This window comes from Vreelandella neptunia (assembly GCF_022489065.1).
Classification (GTDB): Bacteria; Pseudomonadota; Gammaproteobacteria; order Pseudomonadales; family Halomonadaceae; genus Vreelandella; species Vreelandella neptunia_A.
The window spans coordinates 90,711-98,758 of sequence record NZ_JAKVTW010000018.1 but is presented as its reverse complement, the minus strand read 5'-3'; the positions used below and the strand labels follow the sequence as shown (position 1 = coordinate 98,758).

At 53.2% G+C, this 8,048-nt stretch carries 8 protein-coding genes; 6 read left to right on the top strand and 2 right to left on the bottom strand.

Features of this window, described 5'->3' with window-relative positions:
- Positions 1–662 (top strand): hypothetical protein (locus tag MLE19_RS19005; protein ID WP_240719686.1); only part of this gene is annotated, 662 nt, incomplete at its 5' end.
- Positions 663–962: 300 nt separating this feature from the next.
- Positions 963–1,811 (top strand): sulfurtransferase, encoded by an 849-nt coding sequence (locus tag MLE19_RS19000; protein ID WP_240719685.1) that lies wholly within the window; start codon positions 963–965, stop codon positions 1,809–1,811.
- 175 nt (positions 1,812–1,986) lie between these two features.
- Here MLE19_RS19000 and rlmF read toward each other — a convergent pair whose 3' ends face one another.
- Positions 1,987–2,925: a 23S rRNA (adenine(1618)-N(6))-methyltransferase RlmF gene (gene rlmF, locus MLE19_RS18995; RefSeq protein WP_240719684.1), complete on the bottom strand. Its 939-nt coding sequence runs from the start codon at positions 2,923–2,925 to the stop codon at positions 1,987–1,989.
- Positions 2,926–3,086: 161 nt separating this feature from the next.
- Between rlmF and MLE19_RS18990 the strand changes: the two genes are divergently transcribed.
- Positions 3,087–3,632, top strand: a complete 546-nt coding sequence (locus MLE19_RS18990) for a macro domain-containing protein (RefSeq protein ID WP_240719683.1) — start codon at positions 3,087–3,089, stop codon at positions 3,630–3,632.
- Between the two features lie 76 nt (positions 3,633–3,708).
- Positions 3,709–4,128: a GFA family protein gene (locus tag MLE19_RS18985; protein WP_240719682.1), complete on the top strand. Its 420-nt coding sequence runs from the start codon at positions 3,709–3,711 to the stop codon at positions 4,126–4,128.
- Positions 4,129–4,886: 758 nt separating this feature from the next.
- Here the strand turns inward: MLE19_RS18985 and MLE19_RS18980 are convergent.
- Positions 4,887–5,783 carry a LysR family transcriptional regulator gene (locus tag MLE19_RS18980; RefSeq protein WP_240719681.1) on the bottom strand — a complete coding sequence of 299 codons (897 nt, stop codon included), beginning with the start codon at positions 5,781–5,783 and terminating at the stop codon, positions 4,887–4,889.
- Between the two features lie 159 nt (positions 5,784–5,942).
- On the opposite strand from MLE19_RS18980, the gene leuC reads away from it, so the two are divergent.
- Together leuC and leuD are read left to right on the top strand one after the other, a co-directional pair.
- Positions 5,943–7,394 carry a 3-isopropylmalate dehydratase large subunit gene (gene leuC, locus MLE19_RS18975; RefSeq protein WP_240719680.1) on the top strand — a complete coding sequence of 484 codons (1,452 nt, stop codon included), beginning with the start codon at positions 5,943–5,945 and terminating at the stop codon, positions 7,392–7,394.
- Positions 7,395–7,397: 3 nt separating this feature from the next.
- Positions 7,398–8,045, top strand: a complete 648-nt coding sequence (gene leuD, locus MLE19_RS18970) for a 3-isopropylmalate dehydratase small subunit (protein ID WP_240719679.1) — start codon at positions 7,398–7,400, stop codon at positions 8,043–8,045.
- The last annotated feature ends 3 nt before the right edge of the window (positions 8,046–8,048 follow it).

Sequence of the window (8,048 nt, the reverse complement as noted above, 5' to 3'; positions counted from 1 at the left end):
GTCTCAGTGGGGATTTGTGCGATATTCATTTATCCTTAATTCAGCTATTAGGTGGAGCTGATGCATATTCACAATTGCAAGAGGTTAAATCTTTACCTGGCATGGGAGAAGTTTCTCCAATGGATTTGCCAGCCATCCATATTTGGTCGTCCGAATCAGCGGTAAGAATAGCTCTTGGTAGATTTAAATCAGAAGATAGTCTAAAGGAAGTTTTCCGGATAATCTTTCAAGAAATAAAAGAAATTTCGGGTCCGATTACAGAAACATCGGTGCAAAATATCGTAGAAACTGTAACCACTTATGCTGAGAAAGACTCATATAGAATCAATGGGCAAGTAATAAATGGCGCTGTAGCAAGTGGTGATATCATTCAGTTTACCCAAAACTTTTATGAAGGAAAAAACCAAATGGATTCAGAACAAAGTGAATCAGAGCAAACACTTAAAGATGTTGAGATTGGTGGTGTCATCAAACAAACATCAAATGCTGAGAAATCTAAACAAAGTATTGAGCAGGCTAAGGCATCTGAGTTAGAGCAGTCCGCGAATTCAGAAAAACAAAGTCTAAAAATTGGTAACTATAGGGCCACTGGGAAATGGGCTGTTATAGGCTTAGTTATAGTTGTTATTGTCATAGCTATCATAAATAGCTTAGGTCAATAGCCTAACAAGCGCAGGTTGTCGGACTGGTTTTCCGCTGCGCTCCAAACCAGCCGCAACTGCGGACGTTAGGATACTGCAATACCCCCAGATGAGGAGGATTGCGGCTGCAAGGTAAGTAGTCACGAAGTGATATCAGACCTGCTTGCGAGGTTTACGCGGATGCTAAAGTCCTCACCTGCGTCTGCTATTAGTGTCGTTCGTCGATCAGCATGCTGCGGATGACGCGGTCCGCGTCTGCTTGCTGATCGCGCCCGCCCGCGATCGTGCACTGTTACATATTGACCTAAACCGGAGAACGCCATGCCTTCCCCCCTCGTGACCACCGACTGGCTGCAGGAGAATCTGGATAACGAATATTTGGTTCTGATCGACGCTAGCATGGCCAATGTCGTTGGCAAGGAGCCGATCATTTATGACCGTCCGATGTTGATTCCGGGAAGTTTCCGAATAGACCTGGAAGGAACGCTTTGCGATACCGGAGCTTCACAAGCCCACGCCTTCCCGACAGAAGAGCAGTTCACGGCGGAGATCCGTCGATTGGGCATCGAGCCCGAGAGCCTCGTGGTGGTGTACGACGATCAGGGTGTCTACTCGTCACCACGCGCCTGGTGGATTCTGCGGGCTATGGGCCTCAAACAGGTATTTGTTCTGGATGGCGGCCTGCCGCAGTGGTTGGCCGAAGGTCGGGACACCGTTTCTTCTTCGGTGTCAGATGCGGCCAAGCATGGCAGCGTGGTTGGCAAGCTCGACGACACTCTGGTTCGAGATTCTGCCTACGTTTTCCAGCACCTGGAGGACAAGCAAGTAACGGTCATCGATGCGCGATCACAGGCACGTTTCCTGGCGCAAGCGCCAGAACCCAGGCCTGGTGTGCGCGGTGGCCACATCCCCAATTCCCTCAACCTGCCGTTCACAGAGGTGCTGGAGGGCTATCGGTTCAAGCCAGCCAGCCAACTGGCGTCAACGTTTGCCCACCTCGCTCCCTCCCTTCAGCCCAGCAACGGGCACCAACTGGTTTTTTCCTGTGGCTCCGGCATCACCGCCTGCATCATCCTACTGGCGGCCGAGCTAGCCGGGTATACTCAGTTGTCACTGTACGACGGTTCGTGGGCCGACTGGGGCGGCAGTGAGTCGTTGCCGGTGGCGTAGCGGATATCTTCTCGCTACGAGATGAATTGGCAGTTCCTAACAATCACAGGCACGGCGACGTCTACTCCATTGCGGATTCGCCTCCACTTCTCTTTTAGCCATCCCCGGCGATGTGCTTATCTCAGTATAAAGTCCCGGCAAACTCCGCATAATCATACCCCACCTTAAAAAGGCCTCACATAAATGTCCAAGCCAATACCCTCGTAACTTTATTTCCCTGCTTCATCTCTATTTCCCTACTATCTACTGCACCAAGCTTTCCAATCAACTTCTTTGCAGGCTTAACATTGTCAGCTTTTGAAACCAAGCTGCTAAACCAGCGGCATTGAGTTGAATACGTTTGGCTTTCTCTTATTAGCTTTTTAAGAAACAGCTGTTCGCCCCCCTTACACCAGAGCTCTGCTCCCATCCCGCCAAAATTCAGCGTGGGGATTTTGGTTGTTGCTTTCTGTTCACCGCGACTATGAGCAAGGTTATTAAGTTTACGCTGGCTACCTTTAAGTGCTTCATCAAGCGAGGCATGGAAGGGCGGGTTGCATACGCTGACGTCAAAAAACTCCCCAGCCTGAATGATCCCTTCAAAAATATGGTTTTTATCGGGCTGCGTGCGCAGCGTGAAGTGATCTTTGAGCGTGGGGTTATTGGCGATAATCGTGGCGACGTTCTCAAGCGAGTTAGGGTTAATGTCACTACCCACACACTGCCAGCCGTAAATTTGGCAGGCCAGTAGCGGGTAGATGCCATTGGCTCCCGTGCCTATATCGAGCAGCTTGATGCTGGGCTGTTCACGTTCAAGCCCAATTAAGTCCGCCATGTAATGGATATAGTCGGCTCTGCCTGGTATGGGAGGGCAAAGCGCACCCTCTGGAATATCCCATTCGACAATGTCGTAGTATCGCTTTAATAACGCTGCGTTGAGCGTTTTTACGGCCAGTGGGTCTGCAAAATCGATGGAACGATCGCCATAGGCATTCGGTTTCACATAGAGGGCTAGTGCTGGGTGGCTTTTTACGAGAGCTGGGAAGTCATAGCCTTGGTTGTGTAGATTCCTCGGGTGCAGACCTTTGCGAGCAGGCCCAGCGTGGCTTTTTTTACTTCGATTGAGGGTGTTCACAGTAATTGGCCCGAAGCTTGGCGTTCATTAGTCGAGTGGGTTTGGCTAGTCCGTGATTATAACCTTAATGGTTGCGCTGAGCTTATTCGGTAGTGGTCACATCAAAGGATACCCTTCTACAGTAGGTGATAAGAGATGCACCGTGATAGAGGGAGGTGGTTATGAACGATAAGAGCAGCATCAGCGTGCAGTGCGTGGTGGGCGATATCGCCCAGCAGTCCGATATGGACGCGGTGGTTAATGCCGCTAATGCATATTTGAGAACCGGTGGAGGCGTCGCTGGAGCGATTCATCGCGCTGCAGGCCCCGGCCTGGCCGAAGAGGGGCAATCAATGGCACCCATCAAACCGGGCCAGGCGGTACTCACTGGCGGGCATAACCTGCCCAACCGCTGGGTGATTCACTGTCTGGGCCCGGTATACGGCACCGACAAGCCGGAGGATCAGCTGCTGGCGGAGTGCTACCGCAATGCGCTGACACTGGCCGACGTGCACGGTATTGAGAGGCTGGCCTTTCCGGCACTCTCTACTGGCGCCTTCGGCTACCCAGCGGAAGAAGCCGCTCAAGTGTGCGCGGCTATCCTTGAAGCCATACTGCCCAGCTTGCATAAAGTGCGCCTGATCCGTTTTGTGCTATTCGATGAAGCTGCTCGGCATACTCTCCACGAAGCATTGGTTCAACGCTTGGCCATTGATCCAGCGGTCTAGCAACTGTGTTCATTCCTCCATTGAGACTACAGTGAAAAGATCAGAGCTGATAGAAACACAACTTAAGGAGACAAACATGGCATCCACCACCCAGCTTCAAGGGGCCTGCCTTTGCGGGAGTGTCAGCGTTACTGTAGCCACTCAAAGCAACCATGTTGGCGTTTGTCACTGCTCAATGTGTAGAAAGTGGGGCGGGGGGCCGATGTTTGCGGTTGAGTTTGCTGGTGATGTGGACTTTAAAGGCTCAGAGCATATATCCATCTTCAGTTCCTCTGAGTGGGCCGAGCGTGGTTTCTGCCAGCGGTGTGGTACTCATCTTTTCTATCGCTTAAAACAGGATGGGCATTACGCGCTTCCCGTGGGGCTTCTTGATGTCTCGGATGATTGGACGATAACCGAGCAAATCTTTATTGACCAAAAGCCGCGCTACTATTCACTAGCAGAAAAAACTAAGCAGTTGACCGGCGAAGAAGTGTTCGCCCAGTTTGGTGAGTAGGGAACAGTTCATAAGGCTTCGGAACGACGCCCGGTGGCACCTCAGCCAAACCCTGGCACCGCTGCGCGCTGCTTCCGCGGGTGCGCCTGAGGCTTACCACGCGCTACGAAAACCCATTGATCCAGCTTTGTGCACCAATCGTAGCGTGTGCCACCCCAGCCAAACCCCGGCACCGCTGCGCGCTGCTTCCGCGGGTGCGCTTCGCTTGCCACGCGCTACGAAAACCCATTGATCCAGCTTTGTGCACCAATCGTAGCGTGTTCCACCTCGGCCAAACCCTGGCACCGCTGCGCGCTGCTTCCGCGGGTGCGCCTGAGGCTTACCACGCGCTACGAAAACCCATTGATCCAGCTTTGTGCACAAATCGTAGCGTGTGCCACCTCAGCCAAACCCCGGCACCGTTGCGCGCTGCTTCCGCGGGTGTGCCTGAGGCTTACCACGCGCTACGAAAACCCATTGATCCAGCTTTGTGCACAAATCGTAGCGTGTTCCACCTCAGCCAAACCCTGGCGCTGCTTCCGTGGGTGCGCTTCGCTTGCCACGCGCTACGAAAACCCATTGATCCAGCTTTGTGCACAAATCGTAGCGTGTGCCACCTCAGCCAAACCCCGGCACCGCTGTGCGCTGCTTTTGCGGGTGCGCTTCGCTTACCACGCACTACGAAAACCCACAAAGCCAGATGTGCACATACCTTATCGTGCGGTAACGAGAAAGCGAATGCTACGAGTGCTTAGAGGCCCTGCGGGTACACATAGGGCTTATTTTATAGGGCTTTCCCCACGCGTAATTTCCAGCTCCTCAATCATCCTGCGCGCTGCATTCGAGAGCGTTCGGTTGGTATGCACTAAATACCCCAGCGGGCGGTAAATCGGTGCAGTGTCGACGTTAAGCTCTACTAATTCACTATCGATCATCTTCTCTGGCAGCAGGCTCCACCCTAGCCCTACGCTGCACATCATTTTTAACGTCTCTAAATAGTTGGTCGCCATGCTCACCGGCAGTTGCAGGCCAGCTTCGCTAAAACGCTGCGCGATAAGGGAGCCTGTAAAGGTCTTGGCCCCCGGCATCACGCAGTTGTATTCGCATAGATCAGTTAGTGACAGGACGTTTTGAGAGACCTGGTGGGCAAGAGGGTGATCAATAGCACAGGCAAAACAGAGCCGGTCTCGCCACAGCTCTACCACCTGCAGTTGCTCATGAGGGTGGGGCGCCAGCGTTACCACGGCCATTTCCAGAGTGCCGTCCAGCACTCCCTGGTACGCCTGTTCGGAATCCAGAAAATGCAGGTCTAGCGCTACCTCCGGGTGGCGCTGGGTATACTGCTTTAATAGCGGTGGCAAACGGTGCAGGCCAATATGGTGGCTGGTGGCCAGGGTCAGCTTGCCGCCTACCTGGCCAGAAAGGTTGGCCAGCGCGCGGCGGCTATCTTCTACGCTAAACAGTATTCTCCGCGCTTGGGGTAGCAGCACGCTACCGGCTTCGGTTAATGCTATCCGTCGCCCAATACGATCAAACAGCCGTGTGCCCACCTGGGACTCCAGCGTGGCAATGCGTTTGCTTACCGCAGGCTGGGTCAGGTGCAGCTGTTCAGCCGCCCGTGAGAAACTTTGTGTATCTGCCACGGCCAAAAAGGCTTGTAAGCTTTGGGTATCCATGGGCTGCTTCCTAATAATCTATTCCAGTTTGGAATCTAAACTATGAATAACATGAATTGCTTTTATGCGCGAGTCGCGTGACACTGACTTCACAAGTAATTTAAGCAGCCCATAGAGGCGGCTATACCGAACTAGCAGGGCACTGCCCAGGAGAGCCACATGTCAGGTCAAACCCTTTACGACAAGCTTTGGAATCAGCACTTGGTCAAGCAACGCGATGACGGCACCGCGCTGATTTACATCGACCGCCAGTTGCTTCACGAAGTGACTTCGCCTCAAGCGTTTGAAGGCCTGCGTTTAGCTAATCGTAAGCCATGGCGTTTGGATGCCAACTTGGCCACGCCTGATCACAACGTGCCGACCACTATTAAAGAGCGCGCCGAGGGTAACAGTGGCATTAAAGACCCTGTATCGCTGATTCAGGTACAGACCCTGGACGACAACTGCCTTGAGTACGGCATTGAAGAGTTTAAAATCAACGACCCCCGCCAAGGTATCGTGCACGTGGTTGGCCCCGAGCAGGGCGCTACGCTGCCAGGTATGACCGTGGTGTGCGGCGACTCCCACACCGCTACCCACGGCGCTTTTGGTGCTTTGGCCCACGGTATCGGCACTTCTGAGGTCGAACACGTGATGGCGACCCAGTGCTTGCTAGCGCAAAAAATGAAGAATATGCAGGTCCGCGTAGAAGGCGAGTTGGGCCTGGGCGTGACTGCTAAAGACGTTGTATTAGCGATTATCGGTAAAATTGGCACCGCTGGCGGTACTGGCTATGCCATTGAGTTTGCCGGTAGCGCGATTGCATCGCTTTCGATGGAAGGCCGTATGACCGTGTGCAATATGGCCATTGAAGCAGGCGCCCGGGTCGGTTTGATTGCCGTAGACGACACCACAATTGATTACCTTGGCAAACGGCCTTTCGCGCCGACGGCTGAGCAGTGGGAAGCCGCAGTAGCTGACTGGCGCAACTTGGTTTCTGACGCTGATGCGCAGTTCGATAAAGCGGTTACTTTGCAGGCTGAAGAGATTGAGCCACAGGTGAGCTGGGGCACCAGCCCGGAAATGGTCACCGGTATTTCTGGCCAGGTGCCCGACCCGTTCGCCGCGCTGGATGAAACCGTACAGCGCAGTCACACTCGCGCACTGGAATACATGGGGCTTCAGGCCAACCAGAAAATTACCGATATCAAGTTGGATAAAATCTTTATCGGCTCCTGCACCAACTCGCGCATTGAGGATTTACGCGAAGCCGCCAAAGTTGCCAAAGGTAAGAAAGTGGCGGATTCGATCAAACTGGCCATGGTGGTGCCGGGGTCTGGTTTGGTGAAGCGCCAAGCGGAAGCGGAAGGTCTGGATAAAATCTTCATTGAGGCAGGTTTTGAGTGGCGCGAACCGGGCTGCTCTATGTGCTTGGCCATGAACGCGGATAAGTTGGGTGCCGGTGAACACTGTGCCTCAACCTCTAACCGTAACTTTGAAGGCCGTCAGGGCTACGGTGGTCGTACCCACTTGGTTAGCCCGGCCATGGCAGCGGCAGCGGCGATCGCCGGTCACTTTGTCGATGTTCGCACCTTGCCCGCCAACGACGCCACTCACGCTCAGGAGGCCTAAGCCATGAAAAAATTTGAACGTTTTGAAGGCGTGGTAGCGCCTCTTGATCGCGCCAACGTCGATACCGATTTGATTATCCCGAAGCAGTTCTTGAAATCGATTAAGCGTACTGGTTTCGGCGTTAACCTGTTTGATGAATTGCGCTACCTGGATGAAGGTCAGCCGGGACAGGATTGCTCACAACGCCCGCTGAATCCGGATTTCGTTTTGAACCAGCCGCGTTTTAAAGGTGCTGAGGTACTCTTAGCCCGCCGCAATTTTGGTTGCGGTAGCTCCCGCGAGCACGCGCCTTGGGCACTGGAAGATTTCGGTTTCAAGGTAGTGATTGCACCCAGTTTTGCCGATATCTTCTACAATAACTCGTTCAAGAACGGCATTTTGTTGATCACCTTCCCAGAGGATGTGGTAGATCGTTTGTTTGCTGAGGTTGCCGCCAACGACGGTTACCAGTTGGATGTGGATTTAGAGCATAAGCGTGTCATCACCCCCAGCGGCGAAATTCTTGAGTTTGAAGTCGATGATTTCCGCAAGCACTGCCTGCTGGAAGGGTTGGACGATATTGGCTTGACGCTAAAAGATGAAGATGCCATTCGTGCGTTTGAGCAAAAACATAAAGCCGCGCGCCCTTGGCTTTTCCGTCAATCCGCCTAAGCC

What these genes read in the sequence shown, in the direction of transcription:
- MLE19_RS19000 (WP_240719685.1), top strand. Translation starts at nt 963, where the DNA reads ATGCCTTCCCCCCTCGTGACCACCGACTGGCTGCAGGAGAATCTGGAT.
- MLE19_RS18990 (WP_240719683.1), top strand. Translation starts at nt 3,087, where the DNA reads ATGAACGATAAGAGCAGCATCAGCGTGCAGTGCGTGGTGGGCGATATC.
- MLE19_RS18985 (WP_240719682.1), top strand. Translation starts at nt 3,709, where the DNA reads ATGGCATCCACCACCCAGCTTCAAGGGGCCTGCCTTTGCGGGAGTGTC.
- MLE19_RS18980 (WP_240719681.1), bottom strand. Translation starts at nt 5,783, where the DNA reads ATGGATACCCAAAGCTTACAAGCCTTTTTGGCCGTGGCAGATACACAA.
- leuC (WP_240719680.1), top strand. Translation starts at nt 5,943, where the DNA reads ATGTCAGGTCAAACCCTTTACGACAAGCTTTGGAATCAGCACTTGGTC.
- leuD (WP_240719679.1), top strand. Translation starts at nt 7,398, where the DNA reads ATGAAAAAATTTGAACGTTTTGAAGGCGTGGTAGCGCCTCTTGATCGC.